Source organism: Saccharopolyspora soli (assembly GCF_022678645.1).
Taxonomy (GTDB): Bacteria; Actinomycetota; Actinomycetes; order Mycobacteriales; family Pseudonocardiaceae; genus Saccharopolyspora; species Saccharopolyspora soli.
The window spans coordinates 1-18,473 of record NZ_JALBWV010000060.1 but is presented as its reverse complement, the minus strand read 5'-3'; the positions used below and the strand labels follow the sequence as shown (position 1 = coordinate 18,473).

The window sequence follows — 18,473 nt, the reverse complement described above, 5'->3', positions numbered from 1 at the left end:
AGAGGAGCACTGCCGTGTCTTTCGATGCGACCGGCAAGATCGCGCTCGACGAGATCTACACCCAGCGCGATCCGCGTGCCTACTTCAGCGCCCTGCGCGGGCTCGACTACCGCATCCCGCAGTTGGCCAAGCCGCATTTCGCGGAACTCATCCAGGAATACCGGCGAACGAGCGGGGTCAGCGCGCCGACGACGGTGCTCGACGTCGGTTGTTCCTACGGCATCAACGCGGCACTGCTGCGGTTCGACGCGACGATCGATGAACTCTACGAGCGCTACAGCGGCGTGGACGCCGCCTCGGCAGACCGGGAGGAACTGCTGGCCCGCGACCGGAACTGGGCCCGTTCGGCCGGACCGCTCAACGACATTCGGTTCATCGGGCTCGACAATTCGGCCCCGGCCCTCGCATATGCGCTCGCGGCCGGGTTCATCGACGATGCGGTGCACGCCGACCTGGAGAAGGATGAGCCGACCGATCGGCAACGCGAGCAACTGGCCGCCGCGGATCTGGTCATCTCGACCGGCTGCGTCGGTTACGTCGGTGAACGCACCATCGCGGAGATCGCCAGCGCGGGCAAGCAGCCGTGGATGGCGCATTTCGTGCTGCGGATGTTCCCGTTCGAACCGATAGCGCATCGATTGGCCGAACTGGGATATGAGACCCTGCCCGTCACCGGCATGTTCGAACAACGCCGGTTCGCCTCCGCACAGGAGCAGTCGTTGGTCCTGGACACGATGTCGACCGCGGGAGTGGATCCACGAGGTCTGGAAGCCGACGGCTGGCTCTACGCCCAACTCCACATCTCCCTGCCGCGACAACGACGAGGACGAAATTGAACAGCAGCCAGACGTGGTCCACCCGCACCTTCGGCAATGAGGATCGGCTGCCCCGCGTGCCGTTGCCGACTTTGGAGGACAGCTGCCAGCGGTTCGTCGAGTGGTGCGCGCCGCTGCTGACCCCGGACGAGCTTGCGGCGACCGAAGCCGCGGTGGCTTCGTTCCTGCGCCCGGACAGCCCGGCTCGCACGCTGCACGCGGCTCTTGAGCAGTACAATGCCGATGCCGACGTGCACAGCTGGCTCGACACCTTCTGGCCGTACCGGTACCTGGGCCGCCGCGACCGGATCGCGCTCAACGCGAACTTCTTCTTCCTGTTCCGGGAATCGGCGCAGCGGCAGGTGGAACGGGCGGCCGACCTGATCGCCGCGGCGGTCGACTACAAACTGCTGCTCGACGACGAGCGCATCGCCCCGATCGTCCAGCGCGGCCAACCGCTGTCGATGGAGCAGCAGAAGTTCCTGTTCTCCACCACCCGAATTCCCGGCCCGGTGCAGGACACGGTTCGCGCGCCCTACTCCGAGGAGTGGCCCGGCCCGTCCCCAGCCCGGCACATCGCGGTGTTCTTCCGCGGGAACCTATTCCGCATGGACGTGTTGAGCGCCGACGGTCAGCCGCATGCGGCTGACGACCTCGCGGCGGGTTTGCGCACGATCATGAAGTCTGGCGCGGTGCGCGCGTCGGAGACATCCGTCGGGCACCTCACGACCAAGGCGCGCGCGGAGTGGGCCGCCAGTCGACAGGCCCTGCTCGCCTGCGATCCCGGCAACGCGGACGCGCTCGACACCGTCGAATCTGCGTTGTTCTGCGTGTGCTTGGAGGACTTCACCCCCGAGGACACCCAGCAAGCGTGCGACCAGCTGCTGCACGGCGACAGCGGAAACCGGTGGTTCGACAAGGCGGTGTCGCTGATCGTCTTCGAAGACGGCACGGCCGGTATCAACGTGGAACACTGCGGCCTGGACGGAACCACGATCCTCGCGTTCGTCGACGCGTTGCTGGCCGAGTCGCCGAAAGCGCCGCGGGAGTCCCGTGGTTTGCCCGCCGTCGATGCGATCGAGTTCGTGCTCGACGCCGACCTGCGAGCCGATGCGCGGGCCGCCGCCGAGTCGTTCGCGGACTACGCCGACAACACCGCCACCCGAACCGTGTCCTTCCAGGACTTCGGCGCGAACCAGGCGAAGCAGCTGGGCATCTCGCCGGACGCGTTCGTGCAGATGGCCTATCAGCTGAGCCACCAGCGCACCAAGGGACTCATCGGCGCGACGTACGAGTCGATCGCCACTCGGCAGTACCAGCACGGGCGCACCGAGGCGATGCGCGTCGTCACCCCCGAGGTGCTGCGATTCGTGGACGTCATGGCCGACCCCGACGCCGATGCGGCGGCCCGGCTGGCGGCATTCCGGGCGGCCGCGGAAAAGCACGTGGCGCGGGCGAAGGAGTGCCAAGCCGGACAAGCACCCGAGCAACACCTCTGGGAGCTGCAACTGATCCAGCAGCGCCGGGGCGCCGAGCTGGGCGCGACCGAGCCCCTCGAGCTGTACGAGACGCCGGGCTGGCGGAAGATGCGCGACGACTACCTGAGCACCAGCTCCGCACCGTCGACCAACATCCAGTACTTCGGTTTCGGCTCCACCAGCAGCCAGTGCATCGGCGTCGCCTACGTGCTGCTCCCGGACCGCTTCAACCTCTACCTGAGCACACCGCGGCCGGTGGCCGACGAGATGTTCGCGTTCGCCGACAACCTCAAGCAAGCGGTGCGCGAACTGCAAGACCTCCTCACCACCGAACCAGCCGCGCGCTAGTCGCGTCGGACCACTTCGCACGGCGGTGCCGCGCCGTCTCGGTCCGCCGAGCGCTCCACAGTGGATTACGCTGGTGAGCCGGGGCAGGCGGAACCGCAAGGGTCCCGCCAGTACCTCCCGCCCCAACCGCACGTCCAGGAAACGCATTCGTGTGCGATCCGCCGATGGCGGGTAGTAAGGAACCACGAGCCGCTGCGAACGTGATGCCCAATGGTGTGTCCAAACGATCCTGGCGGGTTCGCGATGGTCGATCGCGAGCTCCTGGAAGCCGCGTGGTCGTTGACGGACACCGTGCACTGGTCGATGAGCTTCAGCCACGACCGGGCCTCCTGGGGGCACGGCCTGGACAAACTGCTGGGGATCCCCGGCGCTGGCGATGACGAGTTGCGCGCACGGTTGTCCGAGCTGGTGGCCCCGCTGCTGGAGAAGGCCAGGGTGGCCCCGGACTGGCAGGTCGATGAGCTCGATCAGCTCTGCGAGCCGCCGGGTGGCGCAGCGCGGCTCGTCCGGTTCCGAGCCCGTCGACTGGGCAGCGCGCTGGTCGGGATCGCCACCGAGGTGACCTACGGGTTAGCGGGCGAGCAGGAGCTGCCCGAGCTCCCCGACTACTACCGCAAACTCGTCGAACTCACCCCGAACGCGATCTACATACAGCAGGAGGGGGTCGCGGTTTTCGCGAACCCCGCGGCCGTGCGCATGCTGCGTGCCGAATCCGCCGGGCAGGTCGTCGGCCGACCGGTCACCGACTTCATCGCCGAGGAATCCGTGCCGACCATGCAGGCGCAGCTGGCGACGCTGCTGACCTCGGGTGCCACCACTGACTGGGTGCAAGCGGCGGTGCGCTGCTTCGACGGGGCCTCGGTGCTGGTCGAGGCGGTGGCGGTGCGAACCACTTGGCGGGGGCGGACGGCGTTCCAGATCTTCATGCGCGACATCACCGCCCGCCGGGCGGCCGAGGCCGCGCTGCGCTACCAGGCGGCGCTGGTCGAGCACGTCAGCAACGCCATCATCGCCACGACCAAGTGCGGGGTCGTGACCAGCTGGAACCCAGCCGCGGAGGCGATCTACGGCTGCCCCGCCGAGCACGCCATCGGCCGGGGTGTCGCCGACGTCGTGGGTGCGCCGCTCGACCCGGCGGCGCTGGCGGCGGCTGGCGGCGTCACCGAGGCCACGCACCGGAGGGCCGACGGCTCGGCCCTGACCATCACCATGTCGGTCGCCCAGATGGACAGCGGGTTCGTGCTGGTGTGCACGGACGAGACGGCACTGCGACGCGCCCAGCGGCACCACGCCACCGTCGTCGACGCCCTCGTCGAGGGTGTTGTCGTGATCGGCACCTCCGGGCTGGTCGAATCGGCCAACCCGGCCGCGCTGCAGATCCTCGGCATCAGCGAGGCCGACCTGGTCGGGTCCCCGCCAGCGTCCTGGCCGCTGTTCGACGAGGCGGGCGGGCTGTTGCCGCCGCACACGCACCCGTCCACGTGGAGCCAGCGCACCGGGAAGCCGCAGGACGCGCGCCTGGTCCGCACCCGGCGGGGCGACGGGCGCAGCGTGTGGCTGTCGCTGACCTCGCGCACCCTCAACCCCGACGACGACCCGCCGCATCCGATCGTGCTCTCGTTCACCGACGTGACCGAATCCCGCGCCATCCGGGAGCGCCTGGAACGGGATGCGACGCATGATCCGCTCACCGGCCTGGCCAACCGCGTGCTGATCCTGCAGCGCCTCGAAGCGGAGTTGCGCAAGCGGCACCGCACCCGCGACATCGGGGTGCTGTTCATCGACCTGGACCACTTCAAGGTCATCAACGATTCGCTCGGGCACAGCGTCGGCGATGACGTGCTGCGCGTGGTCAGCGGACGGCTCAGCCGCGTCACGCGGCACCACGAACTGGTCGGTCGACTCGGCGGCGACGAGTTCGTGATCATCTCCCCGGACGAGAACGACATCAGGAAGCTCCGCCTGCTCGCCGAGCACCTGCGCCGCTGCCTCACCGATCCGATCCACGTCGAGGACCGCCAGCTGCACGTCGACGCCAGCGTCGGCATCGTGCTGGCGGCGCCCGGCGACCCGCGCAGCGCCGCCGATGTGCTCCGCGACGCCGATGTGGCCATGTACGAAGCCAAGAAGCTCGGCCGCGGGCGTTGCGCCGTGTTCGACGTTCGGCTGCGCAAGCGGGTGCAACGCCACCTGAACCTGGAGCAGGACCTGCGCCGCGCGATCTCCCGGCACCAGCTCTGGATGGCTTACCAACCGATCGTCGATCTGCACACCTGCCGGACCACGGCGGTCGAGGCGCTGCTGCGCTGGACGCATCCCGTCTACGGCACCATCTCGCCCGCCGAGTTCATCCCGCTCGCCGAGGAGAGCGACCTCATCAACGACATCGGCATGTTCGCGCTGCGGACGGCTGTCAGGGAACTCACAGAGCACCGGAGGCGCCACAACCTGGAGCTCCGGCTCAAGGCGAACCTCTCGGCACGCCAGCTCGAGGACCCGCACCTGCTGACCTCCGTGCAGATGATCTTGTCCGAGACCGCGCTCCCGCCCGCTTACCTGTGCCTGGAGATCACCGAAAGCACCCTGATGCAGGACCCGTCCGCGGCTGCGGAGGTCCTCAGCGGACTGCGCCAGCTGGGGGTCAAGCTGGCCATCGACGATTTCGGCACCGGGTACTCCTCCCTCGCCCAGTTGCACCGCCTGCCGCTGAACACCCTGAAGATCGATCGGTCCTTCATCGCCAGGCTGGGCGATTCCAGCGGCACCGAGGCGCTGATCGCCAGCGTCGTCGCGCTGGCGCACGCGTTGGACCTCACGGTCGTGGGCGAAGGCGTGGAAACCGTCGAACAGCTCGACATCATCCGACGGCTGGGCTGCGACCACGCCCAGGGCTTCTACTTCGGCAAACCGGTCCCGATCAACGAACTGCCCGACATCTGAGCGGGCGAACCGGGCGACGGCGCCCCACCGCGTGACATGTACTTCGGAGTTGCTAAGGTTTGCAACTGCTGAACCTCGCGAGCTACTGGTCCTGCGGTAGGCGAGGGCGGGTGCGGGAGGATCAGCGGTATGACCACGATGGACCGCCTCCGGGCGGGCAGCGCGTCGCGAACCCGCGAGGAGGGGTGTCGATGAGCAGGCCCCTCTACCAGGTGAAGGCGGATTTCTTCAAAACGCTCGGGCATCCGGTCCGGATCCGGGTGCTGGAGCTGCTGAGCGAGCGCGAGCACTCGGTGGCCGAGATCTTGCCCGACGTGGGTATCGAGGCCGCCAACCTGTCCCAGCACCTGGCGGTGCTGCGGCGTGCGGGACTGGTCGTGACGCGCAAAGCGGGATCGACCGTCTTCTACTCCCTGACCAGCCCACATGTGGCGGAGTTGCTGGCGGTCGCGCGGCGCATCCTGACCGGGGTGCTCTCCGGCCAGGTGGAGTTGTTGGAGGACCTCCGCACGGCGTCGGCGGCCTCGACCGACCACGGCCAGCGGGACTCGGGGCGACCAGCGGAGTGAACCAGAGCCACCTCGCCGAGTCCCGCAGAGCTGGGTGGCCGAACTTTCCCAGATCGATCCGAGGCAGGAGCGAGAGCGTGCTGGGTTTGTGGCGCAAGATCCGCAGAACCGGACGGGTGGCCGAGCCCCCGCCCGCGCAACCGGTCGGCGAGGCTCACCCGGTCGCGGCGCAGTTGGGCGGCTCGGTGCAGATCCGGCACGTCGACGCGGGTTCGTGCAACGGGTGCGAGGTGGAGATAGGTTCCGCGTTCGGGCCGGTCTATGACGCCGAACGCTACGGTGCCCGGCTGGTCGCCTCACCTCGGCACGCGGACGCCTTGTTGGTGACCGGGCCGGTCACCCGGAACATGGCCGAGCCGTTACGGCGCACCTACGACGCGGTTCCAGGTCCGAAGGCCGTGGTGGCGGTCGGCGACTGCGCCCGCGACTGCGGTGCCTTCGCCGGTGCGTACGGAGTGGCCGGTGCGGTGCGCGACTTCGTTGCGGTGGATGTGGAGATCGCCGGATGCCCGCCGCGACCGGAGGCGATCGTCGAAGGGCTGCGGAAGCTGACCGGTCGATGAACTTCGCAGCAGCGGGCCTCGGTTCCGCCGTGGCCGTCGGAGTGCTGACCGCATTGGTGGCGTTGGTAGTTCCGGCACGTGCCCGACCGGCCAGCGGTAGGTGTGGGCACCGCGCTGACCGGCGCGGCCGGTGCGGTCGCAGGGACCGCAGCGATGACTGGGCAGGCGTTCTCACTCGCACTGCCCGGATTGCTGCCGCTGGCCGGGGTGTCGATAGCGCTGGACGCCCTCGGCGGCCTGTTCGTCGCCGTAACGGGCGCGGTGGCGGTGGCCGTCGGCGTCTACGGGATTTCCTACGCGCAAGCACACGACCTGCGCTCCCGTGCCGTGCAAACCGTGTTTCCGCTGTTCGTCGTCGCGATGATGCTGGTACCAGCGGCAGCGAGCGTGGGCACTTTCCTGGTCTGCTGGGAACTGATGGCCCTGACCTCGTTGCTGCTGGTGGTGGCCGAGCACCGGCGACGCGCCGAGGTGGCGCGGGCGGGCCGCTGGTACGCGGTGCTGACCCACCTGGGTTTCTTGACCGTCCTCATCGGACTGCTGGTGTTCGCCGCCGCGGCAGCGGACGACTCGTTCGCCGCGCTGCGCGCCACTCCCCTGTCCCCCGCGCTGCGCAACGTTGTTTTCGTGCTGACGCTGGTGGGATTCGCGTCGAAGGCCGGAATCCTGCCGCTGCACGCGTGGCTGCCGCGGGCGCACCCGGAGGCTCCCAGCCACGTGTCGGCACTGATGTCGGCTGCCATGGTGAATCTGGGCGTTTACGGCATCGTTCGGGTCGGATTCGATCTGCTCGGCGGCGGTGCCCAGTGGTGGTGGCTGCTGGTGCTGGCGCTGGGGGCGGCCTCGGCGGTGTACGGCATTCTGCAGGCGGCGATGAGCACCGATCTGAAGCGCCTGCTCGGGCAGTCGACGATCGAGAACATGGGACTGGTGCTGATCGGCCTCGGCGCGGCCGGGCTGTTCCACGTGGACGGTAACCGGGTGCTAGCCGGGCTGGCGCTGGTCGCGGCGCTGCTGCACGTTGTCGGGCACGCGGCCTTCAAGACGCTGCTGTTCCTGGCCGCCGGATCTGTCTTGCACAGCACCGGAACTCGCGACCTGGACGCGTTGGGCGGGTTGCGAGTCGGCATGCCGGTGACGACCGCAGCCTTCGGGTTGGGTGCGCTTGCCGCGTCTGCGCTGCCGCCCGGCACGGCGTTCGTGTCCGAGTGGCTGTTGCTGCAGGCGCTGGTCCACGGGCTTTCGACACCCGGCGCGGCGGCGACCATCGCGATGCCGGTCGCGGTGTCGGCGGTCGCGTTGACCGCCGGGCTGGCGGTGGCCACCTTCGCCAAGGCGTTCGGGGTCGGGTTCTTGGCCAAGCCGCGCACCGGAATCGCAGAGCACGCGCACGAAAGCCCGGCAAACATGCTCGCCGGGATGGGTCTTGCTGGCGTGGCCTGTGCCGTGCTGGCACTGGCTCCGACGGTCGTGCTGCCCGCGATCGGCGCGGCCAGTGGAGTCGCGTTGCGGATCAATGATCCGGCGGTGGCTGGAACCGTGACGCTGCACCTGATCGGCGTCACCGGGTCGCTTTCCCCGCTGCTGCTCGCGCTCGCGCTGATGGCGGCGATGGTCGTGGCCGTCGGCGTCGTGCGTGCCGTGGCGGTCCGACGGGCACGGCGGACCGCGCGGCTGTGGGACTGCGGCGCAGGCCCGTTGTCGGCTCGGATGGAGTACACCGCGACGTCGTTCGCCGAACCGCTGCAACGGGTTTTCGACAACGTGGTGCAGCCCGAACAGGACGTGGACGTGAGCCACTACGAGGAATCCCGCTACCTGGTCCGGACCGTGGAGTACCGCCGGGCGGTGCCCGATCGGATCGAACGCCGCCTGTACGCGCCGGTCCTGGCAGCTGTGTCGGCCTGGGGCCGGTGGGCACGCCGCTTGGCGACGGGCAGTGTGCACCGCTACCTCGGTTATGGCTTCTACAGCGTCTGCGCACTGCTGCTCCTCTTGGCGGTGACCCGGTGAACGCGCTCGGTCTGGTCGGCGGCATCGTGCAGGCGGTGCTGATCGTCGGCGGTGCACCGCTGCTGGTCGGCGTGATGCGGCAGATCCGGGCGAGACTCGAAGGCCGTGCAGGCCCCGGAGTCCTGCAACCGTGGCGGGATCTGCGCAAACTCCTGCGCAAGGAACCGCTGACGCCGCGCGGGACGAGCGAGGTGTTCAGGCTCGCTCCCCTGGTGCTCGTTGCCACCGCACTGGTCGTCGCGATGGTCGCACCGTTCGTCACCACCGCGTCCGCGATCGCTGCGGTGGCGGATCTCTTCGCGGTAGTCGCATTGCTGGCTCTTGGCACCGTGGCGCTGGCACTGGCGGGGCTGGACACCGGCACGGCGTTCGGCGGGATGGGCGCCAGCCGGGAGATGACCATCATCGCGCTGGTCGAACCCACCCTGCTGGTGGCGATCTTCGCGCTGTCGGTGCGGGTCGGTTCGACGAACCTCGGCGCGATCGTGTCCTCGATGCTGCACGAACCGGCCCTGGTGATCTCCCCGGTCAGCCTGCTCGCCGCGGTCGCGCTCAGCGTGGTCATCATCGCCGAGACCGGGCGGCTTCCGGTGGACAACCCAGCCACCCACCTGGAGCTGACGATGGTGCACGAAGCGATGGTGCTGGAGTACGCCGGTCCGGATCTGGCGCTGGTGGAGCTGGCTTCGGCGATGCGGTTGAGCGTTTTCCTCGGCCTGCTGGCGAACCTGTTCGTCCCCTGGGGCATCGCCACCGCGCTGACGCCGGTCGCGCTGATCGTCGGTGTGTTGGCGCTGGTGGTCAAGGTCGGACTGCTGGGCGCGGTCCTGGCCGCAGGCGAGGTGTTCCTGGCCAAGCTGCGCCTGTTCCGGGTGCCCGAATTGCTGGCTGGCTCGTTCCTGCTCGCACTGCTGGCCGTCGGCGCCTCGTTCTTCCTGGCTTGAGGAGAGAGAAGCGGATGGACGAGACGCTGTACGGGCAACTGCTGGATCTGGCCGTTGGTGCCCTGCTGCTCACCGCGGTCCTCGTGCTGTGGCGGCGCGAACTGGCCATCGTGATCAGGAACTTCGCGTTGCAAGGCGTCGCGTTGGCCGCGCTCGTCGCACTCCTGGCCGCCGAGGAGAACTCCTGGGAGTTGGGTGTCGTTGCCGCTGGTGTGCTGGTGCTTCGGGCTGGCGTGCTGCCGCACCTGCTGAGGCGGGCGTTGGCCGGTGCCGGTCCGCAGCGGCGGGAAACCCGGCCGCTGGTCAATGTCGCCGCCTCGCTCCTGGCCGCAGCCGTGCTGACGCTGCTGGCGTACGCGGTGTCGCGACCGCTGGTCGAGTTGGCGCCGTCACCTGCCGCCGAAGCGATCCCGGTCGCGATGGCCGTGGTGCTGATCGGGTTCTTCGTGCTCGTGACACGGCGACTGGCCCTGTCGCAGCTCATCGGATTCCTGTTGCTGGACAACGGCATCACCGCGATCGGATTCCTCACCACGGCCGGGGCGGGGCCGATCGTCGAACTCGGGGTGTCGCTGGACGTGCTGTTCGTGGTGCTGGTGCTGCAGATCCTCACCACCCGGATGCGCGAGGCGTTCGGCGATACCGATCTGGACGAGCTGCGGGAGTTGCGCGACTGATGACCAGCTTGTTGATGTCCGTGCCGGTGGCGGTGCCATTGCTCGGGGCACTCGCTTACGTGGCGTTGGGATGGCGGCGTGCAACCGCCTGGATCAGCACCGCCAGCGCCGTGCTGATGCTGGCCGCCGCCATCGCGATGATCCGCGCCGACCCGTCCATCGCGCTCGGCGGGCTGCTGCGGGTGGACGCGTTGTCGACGTTCATGCTCATCGTGATCGGTGCTGTCGGCCTGCTGTCGACTGTGGCCACCCCCAGCTACCTGCACGGTGAGATCACCGCTGGGCGGGCCACAACGCGCACCGCGACGCGGCACAGCGTGCTGGTGCAACTGTTCTTGGCAGCGATGGCACTCGCGGTGTTGGCCGCCAACCTGGGCGTGCTGTGGGTCGCGGTCGAGGCCACCACCATCGTCACCGCGTTCCTGGTCGGCCAGCGCCGAACCCGCGCGGCCGTCGAGGCCGCCTGGAAGTACGTGGTGATCTGTTCGGCCGGTATCGCCCTGGCACTGCTGGGCACCTTCCTGCTCAACTACGCCGCCGCGCACGCCCCTGGCGACGCGGGATTGGAGTTGGCCGAACTCACCGCGCACGCGACCGGTCTCGACCAAGGGGTCACCCGCATCGCCGTCGTGCTGCTGATCATCGGCTTCGGCACCAAGGCGGGGCTCGCCCCGCTGCACGCCTGGCTGCCGGACGCGCACAGCCAGGCTCCGGCGCCGGTGTCCGCGCTGATGTCCGGAGTGCTGCTGTCCGTCGCCTGCTACGCGATCCTGCGCGTCAAGGTCATCGCCGACGCCGCGCTGGGCATCGGCTTCACCCGCGCACTGCTGGTGGGCATGGCGCTGGCCTCCCTTCTGGTGGCCGCATCACTGCTGCTGGCGCAACGCGACTACAAGCGAATGCTGGCGTACTCCAGCATCGAACACCTGAGCCTGGTCGCCCTCGGCGCGGCCATCGGCACCCCGTTCGCGCTGGCCGCCGCTTTGCTGCACGTCCTCGGGCACGGCTTGGCCAAAGGAGTCCTGTTCCTCGGCGCCGGACGGCTCCTACAACTCACCGGCACCAGCCGGATCGACGAAGTCCGCGGGCTCGCGGCCCGCCACCCCGTGCTGGCCTGGTGCCTGGGGCTGGGGGTGCTGGCGCTGATCGGGTTGCCGCCGTTCAGCCTGTTCGCCAGTGAACTCGGCATCGCCCGAGCTGGCTTCGCCGGTGGTCTCGGTTGGCCCACCGCGACCGCGCTGCTCCTGGTCCTGGTGATCGCTGCCGCGCTGATCGGCCACACCAGCCGGATGTTGCTCGGCCCCGCACCGGAGGGACCCGGTGCAGCCACCGCGCCGCGCCGCCTGCCCGCACCGCTCGCGGTCGCGCTCGTCGGCGGGCTGCTGGCCTGCGCGGCGCTCGGCGTCACCACCGGTCCGCTGTCCAGCTTGCTGCACCAGGCCGCCGAAATCGTGGGAGGAGCCCGATGACCAGTTCTCCCGGCGAACCGGTCGGTGCGCGCCGCACCGCCTGGACCATCACCCCCGACCAGTTGCCCGACCAGGCGGCAGCGCTGCTGCGCGACGGGTTCCGGGTGGCGATGATCGCTGGTCACGACGACGGCGATCGGCTGCGCGCGGTCTACCTGTTCACCGCCGGAGCCCCGGACCGCCGCGTTGAGCTGCGGGTGCCGCTGCACCGCGACGCGCCGGAGGTGCCGAGCCTGGCCGCGCTGTCGTTCCCGGCCGGGCGGTTCGAGCGGGAGATGCGCGACCTGTTCGGCATCGTGCCCGCCGACCACCCGCTGCCCCGCCGCCTGGTCCGCCACTTCCACTGGCCGCAGGGCTGGTACCCGATGCGCTCGGATGCCGGTGCGCCGCCGGAGTTCGGCGACGTCGCTGGGCCGTACCCGTTCCGCACCGTCGAAGGTCCTGGGGTTTACGAGATCCCGGTCGGCCCGGTGCACGCCGGGATGATCGAGCCCGGCCACTTCCGCTTCTCGGTGGTCGGCGAGACCATCCTCAACCTCAAGGCCCGCCTCTGGTTCGTCCACAAAGGACTAGAGAAGCTGTTCCAGGGGCACCGCCCCCACCAGGGGATCGAACTCGCCGAACGCGTCAGCGGCGACACCTCCGTGGGGCACACCCTGGCCTTCTGCCTGGCCGTTGAAGACGCCCTCGACCTGACCGTGCCGTCCGACGCGCAGCGCATCCGCGCGGTTCTGCTGGAACTGGAGCGGATCTACAACCACACCACCGACATCGGCGCACTGTGCAACGACGTCGGCCACAGCATCCTCAACACCCACGCCCAGCGCGTCCGCGAACAACTCCTGCGCATCAACGACCACGTCACCGGCCACCGGCTGCTCCGCGGCGCCATCGTGCCCGGCGGGGTCACCGTGGCAGCCCTCCCCGACACGGACCGGCTGGCCGCCCTCGGCCGCGACATCGCCGAGATCGTGGATCTCGCGCTGGGCCACACCGTGGTCCTCGACCGCTTCGCGGGCACCGCGATCCTCACCGCCCAGCAGGCGGTCGACCTCGGCACCCTCGGTTACGTGGCACGCGCCAGCGGACACCCGGTGGACGCCAGGCACGACCACCCGGCGTTGCCCGACACCCCGGCCCGCACCCAGCACACCCGCACCGACGGTGACGTGCTCTCCCGATTCGTGGTCCGCGCCGAAGAGATCAACGCATCCATCGAGCAGATCGCCAGCCAGCTGGGCGCGCTCGGCGGCCCGGCGCAGGTTCCGGCGTTGCCCGAGGGCCGCACGGCCCGCTCCGGCGTGGGCATCGTCGAGGGCTGGCGCGGCACCATCGTGCACCGCGTCGAACTCGCCCCGGACGGCACGCTTACCCGCGCGAAGATCGTCGACCCCAGCTTCTTCAACTGGCCCGCGCTGCCCGTGGCGCTAACCGACACGATCGTCCCGGACTTCCCGCTGACCAACAAGAGTTTCAACCTCTCCTATGCCGGGAACGACCTGTAGTCGCATCCGCACCCCGACTTCCGATATAAGGTGCGCGAATCGAGCGCGACGACCGGCGCGTGACAAGATCAAGCAGTTGCGAAATTCCTTAAATGTGCAGATGATGTAGTTCGTTCCGCGGTCAACGGGGCTGCTGGCTGTCGGGATGACTGGCGAATTCAGGGCGATCTCACGACGTCGGGTGGGCGAGGTCCAGGGGGGCGATGAACGGGGCTCGACGGGTCGGGCGCCAGGTCCAGTTGCACGCGCGCGGCTGCGGATCCTCCTCGACCTAACCGCGCAGCACGACATCGACGCGATCCGCCACTTGCTGCGAGGAGAGAAGCCATGACACCCCCTGCGCCAACCGCAGTCCTCCCGAACCGCACCCCAGGGGAACGTGACGCAAACCAGCCACGAGAAACCACAAAACGGAAGATTGGGCTGGACGTAACCACAACTGCAAAACGCGGAGCGGCGGAACTGGAGGCGGACCAGCCATGACCACCACTGCGATCCCCGGCTTGGACCAGGCGCCCACCACCCACCAGGCCCTCGTGGAATGGGTTCGGAAGGTCGCCGAGCTCACCACCCCGCAGCAGGTGGTGTGGTGCGACGGCAGCGACGCGGAATGGCGACGGCTGACCACCGAACTCGTCGCGGCGGGCACCCTGGTGCGCCTGTCGGGGAAACCGAATTCGTTCTGGGCGGCCTCCGATCCCAGCGACGTCGCCCGCGTCGAGGGCCGCACCTTCATCTGCTCGCGGCGCGAGGAAGACGCCGGACCCACCAACAACTGGATGGACCCGGCCGAGATGAAAGCCGTCATGACCGAGCACTACCGGGGCAGCATGGCCGGGCGCACCATGTACGTCGTCCCGTTCTGCATGGGTCCGCTGGAGAGCAGCAGTCCGAAGCTGGGCGTGGAGATCACCGACTCCGCCTACGTGGTGCTCTCGATGCGGGTGATGACCAGGATGGGCGGCCGCGCACTGGCGAAGTTCATCGACCCGGACGGCGGCGAACGCGAGTTCGTCAAAGCCCTGCATTCCGTCGGGGCTCCGCGCAAGCCCGGCGAGCCGGACGTGCCGTGGCCGTGCAATTCGACGAAGTACATCACGCACTTCCCGGAGGAACGCGGCATCTGGAGCTACGGCTCGGGATACGGCGGCAACTCGCTGCTCGGCAAGAAGTGCTACGCGCTGCGGATCGCTTCGGCCATGGCCCGCGACGAGGGCTGGCTGGCCGAGCACATGCTCATCCTCAAGCTCACCTCGCCGCAGCACTCGGTCCACTACATCGCCGCCGCCTTCCCCAGCGCCTGCGGCAAGACCAACCTGGCGATGCTGCAACCCACCGTGCCCGGCTGGCGGGCCGAAACGCTCGGTGACGACATCGCCTGGATGCGCTTCGGCGACGACGGTCGGCTTCGCGCGGTCAACCCGGAGTTCGGGTTCTTCGGCGTGGCTCCGGGGACCGGCTACCACACCAATCCGGTCGCGATGCGCACCATAGAGCAGGGCAACACCATCTTCACCAACGTCGCCCTCACCGACGACGGCGACGTCTGGTGGGAGGGCATGACCCAACAGCCCCCGGCACACCTGACCGATTGGAAGGGCCGCGACTGGACGCCGGGCAGCGACGAGCCCGCCGCCCACCCCAACTCCCGGTTCTGCACGCCCATCGAGCAGTGCCCGATCATCGCGCCGGAGTGGAACGACCCCGAGGGCGTGCCGATCTCCGCGATCCTCTTCGGCGGCCGACGCGCCACCACCGTCCCGCTGGTCACCGAATCCCGGGACTGGCAGCACGGCGTGTTCATGGGTGCCACGCTCTCCTCGGAGACCACCGCCGCGGCCACCGGCCAGGTCGGCGTCCTCCGCCGGGACCCGATGGCGATGCTGCCGTTCATGGGCTACCACGTCGGTGACTACTTCGGGCACTGGCTCGCCATCGGCAAGCTCGCCGACGCCGCCAAGCTGCCGAGGATCTTCCACGTCAACTGGTTCCGCCGGGGCGCGGACCGGCGCTTCCTGTGGCCCGGATTCCGGGAGAACTCCCGCGTCCTCAAATGGGTCGTCGGCCGCATCGAAGGCACCGCCGACGCCACCGACACGCCCATCGGGCTCGTGCCCGCGGCCAGTGACCTCGACCTCGGCGGGATCGATCCCGCCGAGGTCGCCGCCGCGCTCGCGGTCGACCCCGACGAGTGGCGGGCGGAGCTGCCGCTGATCGAGGAGTGGTTCGCCAAGGTGGGCGACAAGCTGCCCGCCGCGCTGCGGGACGAGCTGGCCGGACTGCGGCACCGGCTCAGCGGCACCTGACGACAGTCCACAATGGCCAGTCGAGGTCAGCCCGCCCGGAGCACCGCGACCGGGCAGGGTGCGCGGTTGACCACGGCGTGGCTGACCGAACCGAGCAGCGCGCGTCGGATGCGACCTCGACCGTGGCTGCCCACGACCAGCAGACTCGCCTCCTGCGCTTCCCGGAGCAGGGCTTGGGAAGGCTTTTCCGGGGTGACCGCCCGCCGGACTGCCACGTCCGGATACTTCTCACCCCATCCGGCCAGGGATTCGGCGAGCACTTCCAGCGCGTCGTCGCGCACCTCGCTCCAGGGCAGCTCCCACTGCTGCACCCGCGAGAACGGATCCAACGGCAGATCGCTCCAGGCGTGCACGGCCACGAGTTCGCGGCGGTGGCGGGACGCGAAGTCGTAGCCGAAGCCGATCGCGAGCCTGCTGGTCGATGAACCGTCGACGCCCACCACGACTGGCCCCGAGTCAGGCTGCTCGCGGTTACCGCGGACCACGACGACCGGCGCACCCATCCGGCGCGAGAGCAGTTCCGCCGAGGTCGAGCCCAGCACCCCGAGTTCCTCCTCGATCCGCGGCCCACCCAGCACCAGCAGTTCGGCTTCCGCGGCCTGCTCGCCGAGCACCTCGGCCGGGTCGCCGTACGGCAGATCGCTGCGCACCTCGAGCGCTGGATCGATCTCCCGACAGCTCGTCTCCAACACGCCGAGTTCGCGCCGCAGGGCCTGCTGAAGCGGCTCCCGCAGATCGGCCTCCCCCGGTACCCGGACCGAAGTGCGCTCTTCGAACGGCCAGGCGAGCACGTGCACCAGCACCAGCGGCCGACGGCGAGCGGACGCCTCGCGCGCCGCCCACCTGACAGCCCGCCGGGAGGACTCCGAGAGATCGAACCCCGCCACGATCGCCTTGCGGCCTGCTTCCGGCATCCCAATCGCCCCCTGCCAAACGACTTTCCTGATGCGATGAGCCCGGCGCCGGTCGACGTCAACCCAGCACCGGGTCGATGGCGGCCACCTCGTCCGGTTCGGCCGCTCCAGTTCCCGCACGCGCCATGCCACTCGGCACGACCAGCACCGGGGATCGCGCCCGGTGGATGCACCGCAATGCCGTGCTGGCCTGAACCGCGTCGGCGACGCGGCCGTGCCCCCGGTTGCCCAGCACCAGCATGGCCGCCCCCGCCGATCTGTCCGTCAGCACCTCGGCGGCCTCGCCCTCGACGAGTTCGGCGTGCACTTCCGGTGTCGACGCCCCGCCCAGGCAGCTGCGCACCACCCGGTTCAGGTCCTGCCAGTGTTGCTCCCGCAGGTGGTGCGGAGCCAGTTCTGGCCGCAGCAACACCGGAGCCGGTCCGCCCAGTACCGCGTGCGATTTCCACGCCATGATCGCGTGCACCTGCGCGCCACGCCGCCGACCCTCGTCCAAGGCCCACCGGAGTGCGCGCGCGCTGGCCTCGGATCCGTCCACACCCACCACGAGCAACTCGCTGCGAGCCATGGAACCCACCCCGCACTCCGGTCGCGATCCACTTCGGGATGACGGCTGTCGAAGGGTGCGCGAATCGGCTCGGGTAGCGGAACCTCAGCAGCGCTCCGGACTCCCGGAGGCTGTCCTGGCGAGCAAGCAGTCCTCCGAGAACCCGGGTCACGCCCATCCGCGCGGTTCCAAGGTTGCTGCCCCAGTCCGCAACCGATAGGGCACTTCGTCACCGGTGCCCCGAGGTGGTCCCGCCGTCACGCAGCGGCGACATGCCTGCGGGAGATCAGCGCGCCACGATGAACGGACAAGGCGCGTGGTGCACCAACTGCTGGCTCGTCGAGCCGAGCAGGAGCCCGGCGAGGCTACCTCGACCGCGGGACCCCACAACCACCAGCTGGGCGTGCTGCGCGTGGTCGAGCAGGACCCGTGCTGGCTTGCCGCGCGCCACGATCCGCCGCACCTCGACGCCCGGGTACTTCTCGCTCCAGCTCGCCAGCGTCTCAGCGAGGATGCGCTCCTCCTCTTGTTGGACCGCCGCGGCACGGCCTTCGCTGTGGAAGCTGTACCAGGCTTCCTCGGTGCCGACCGCGTACCAGGCGTGCACGGCCTCAAGCGGGGCGCTGCGCGTCACGGCTTCCTCGAACGCGGCCTGCAACACCGTGTCCTCGGGCGCTGGGTCGGCCACGCCGACGACGACAGGGGCGTCGGCAGCGGTCGTCGGCGGCTGCCGCACGACCGCGACCGAGCAATGTCCGTGCGCGCACAGGCCGACTGCGACCGATCCCACGACCAGGCCGGTGAACCCGCCGAGCCCACGACTGCCGACGACCACGAGCTGAGCGCTTCGCGACTCGTCGACGAGCACCGGGATGGCTCCGCCGGTGCGCACGAAGGTCCGCACCTCCACCTCGGGAACTGCCTCACTCGCCTCGACCCTGGCCCGGTGCAGCCACAGGTGGGCCTGCCGCGTCATGGCATTGGCGTAGGTCTCCGGAAGCGGCATCGTCGGCAGGTCCGGCAGGTACGCCAGTGCGAAGGCGTCGCAGAAGACCACCTGCAACCAGGTGCGCCGCCGCTGTGCCTCGACGGCGGCCCAGCGCGCGGCATCGACCGCCGAGGAGGACCCATCGATGCCCACGACGACCGGTTTCGTGCCCGCAACGGTCATGAATCCTGCACCCCCGCCCTCGCGCGGCGACAGCCAAGACCCTCGCGCACGCGCGGAATCCGCAGCTAGAGGAGATAGTCACCACCTTCGCGGCCGGGGGGGGGGGGGGGCCCCCCCCCCCCCCCCGCGGGGGCGGGGGGGGGGGGGGGGGGGGGGGGGGGGGGGGGGGGGGGGCCCCCGGGCGCCGCCCCCCGGGGGGGGGGGGGGGGGGGGC

Annotated in this window: 14 protein-coding genes; 11 read left to right on the top strand and 3 right to left on the bottom strand. The window is 69.7% G+C overall.

All coding sequences use genetic code 11. From position 1 onward, the window contains the following. The first annotated feature begins 14 nt into the window (after positions 1-14). From MOQ72_RS33920 to MOQ72_RS33870, 11 genes are all read left to right on the top strand, one after another. Entirely contained in the window at positions 15-836 is an 822-nt protein-coding gene (locus tag MOQ72_RS33920; protein WP_242189910.1) for a class I SAM-dependent methyltransferase, read from the top strand. Beyond that, a complete protein-coding gene (locus MOQ72_RS33915; protein ID WP_242189909.1) occupies positions 833-2,641 on the top strand; it encodes a choline/carnitine O-acyltransferase in 1,809 nt (602 codons plus the stop codon). Before MOQ72_RS33920 ends, MOQ72_RS33915 begins: the two co-directional genes overlap by 4 nt. A gap of 243 nt (positions 2,642-2,884) precedes the next feature. Further along, a complete protein-coding gene (locus MOQ72_RS33910; RefSeq protein ID WP_242189908.1) occupies positions 2,885-5,581 on the top strand; it encodes a sensor domain-containing protein in 2,697 nt (898 codons plus the stop codon). A gap of 191 nt (positions 5,582-5,772) precedes the next feature. Further along, on the top strand, positions 5,773-6,150 hold the full coding sequence (locus MOQ72_RS33905; RefSeq protein ID WP_242189907.1) for an ArsR/SmtB family transcription factor: 378 nt from the start codon (positions 5,773-5,775) through the stop codon (positions 6,148-6,150). Positions 6,151-6,227: 77 nt separating this feature from the next. Next, positions 6,228-6,713, top strand: coding sequence for an NADH-quinone oxidoreductase subunit B family protein (locus MOQ72_RS33900; RefSeq protein ID WP_242189906.1), 486 nt, complete (start codon positions 6,228-6,230; stop codon positions 6,711-6,713). Positions 6,714-6,791: 78 nt separating this feature from the next. Then, positions 6,792-8,726, top strand: a complete 1,935-nt coding sequence (locus MOQ72_RS33895; protein WP_242189905.1) for a proton-conducting transporter transmembrane domain-containing protein — start codon at positions 6,792-6,794, stop codon at positions 8,724-8,726. Beyond that, positions 8,723-9,670, top strand: a complete 948-nt coding sequence (locus MOQ72_RS33890; protein ID WP_242189904.1) for a respiratory chain complex I subunit 1 family protein — start codon at positions 8,723-8,725, stop codon at positions 9,668-9,670. The genes MOQ72_RS33895 and MOQ72_RS33890 overlap by 4 nt, the downstream gene beginning before the upstream one ends. A 14-nt stretch (positions 9,671-9,684) precedes the next feature. After that, positions 9,685-10,347: a hypothetical protein gene (locus MOQ72_RS33885; RefSeq protein ID WP_242189903.1), complete on the top strand. Its 663-nt coding sequence runs from the start codon at positions 9,685-9,687 to the stop codon at positions 10,345-10,347. After that, complete coding sequence (locus MOQ72_RS33880) at positions 10,347-11,816, top strand: proton-conducting transporter transmembrane domain-containing protein (protein WP_242189902.1); 1,470 nt, start codon at positions 10,347-10,349, stop codon at positions 11,814-11,816. The genes MOQ72_RS33885 and MOQ72_RS33880 overlap by 1 nt, the downstream gene beginning before the upstream one ends. Further along, positions 11,813-13,321 carry a hydrogenase large subunit gene (locus MOQ72_RS33875; RefSeq protein WP_242189901.1) on the top strand — a complete coding sequence of 503 codons (1,509 nt, stop codon included), beginning with the start codon at positions 11,813-11,815 and terminating at the stop codon, positions 13,319-13,321. Before MOQ72_RS33880 ends, MOQ72_RS33875 begins: the two co-directional genes overlap by 4 nt. A gap of 479 nt (positions 13,322-13,800) precedes the next feature. Next, positions 13,801-15,627, top strand: a complete 1,827-nt coding sequence (locus tag MOQ72_RS33870; protein ID WP_242189900.1) for a phosphoenolpyruvate carboxykinase (GTP) — start codon at positions 13,801-13,803, stop codon at positions 15,625-15,627. A gap of 26 nt (positions 15,628-15,653) precedes the next feature. Here the strand turns inward: MOQ72_RS33870 and MOQ72_RS33865 are convergent, their stop codons facing one another. From MOQ72_RS33865 to MOQ72_RS33855, 3 genes are all read right to left on the bottom strand, one after another. Continuing rightward, the gene (locus MOQ72_RS33865; protein ID WP_242189898.1) at positions 15,654-16,541 is read right to left on the bottom strand and encodes a universal stress protein; all 888 of its coding nucleotides are present in this window, start codon (positions 16,539-16,541) and stop codon (positions 15,654-15,656) included. A gap of 58 nt (positions 16,542-16,599) precedes the next feature. Next, positions 16,600-17,109 (bottom strand): universal stress protein, encoded by a 510-nt coding sequence (locus MOQ72_RS33860; RefSeq protein ID WP_242189896.1) that lies wholly within the window; start codon positions 17,107-17,109, stop codon positions 16,600-16,602. Positions 17,110-17,374: 265 nt separating this feature from the next. Continuing rightward, entirely contained in the window at positions 17,375-18,259 is an 885-nt protein-coding gene (locus MOQ72_RS33855; protein WP_242189894.1) for a universal stress protein, read from the bottom strand. Between the last annotated feature and the right edge of the window lie 214 nt (positions 18,260-18,473).